Here is a 338-nt window from a genome sequence, read left to right as displayed (position 1 = left end):
GCGGCGGCGGGGCGGGGGGTCGTGCGGGTCGTTGGTCGGCATCGCGGTCCAGGGTGCTCAGGGCCGGGCGGTCAGCCCGCGATCCGGGCAGGCTATCGCCCGGCCCGGTCAGCGGCCGCGCAGGCGGCGCACCAGAATGCTCGCGTCGCCGCGCGACTCGAGGTCGGGGAGGACGACCGCGACCGCCTCGCGGACGATCCGGCCGCGGTCGACCGCGAGGCCGTGTTCGCCCCGGAGCACCAGTCGCGCGTGTTCGAGGTCCATCATCTCTCTCTTCTGATACGTAGACCGTGATCTTCTCGTCGTGGCGCTCGCGCCCGCTGGGGCGCCGGTTGGCC

General features: G+C 74.6%; 1 pseudogene. It reads right to left on the bottom strand.

The features are described 5' to 3' along the window. Positions 1-108 precede the first annotated feature (108 nt). Positions 109-338: pseudogene (locus tag SSOG_RS35115) on the bottom strand (hypothetical protein); the annotation flags it as partial.

The organism is Streptomyces himastatinicus ATCC 53653, from assembly GCF_000158915.1.
GTDB classification, from domain to species: Bacteria; Actinomycetota; Actinomycetes; order Streptomycetales; family Streptomycetaceae; genus Streptomyces; species Streptomyces himastatinicus.
This window is presented reverse-complemented; position numbering and strand designations above follow the sequence as displayed.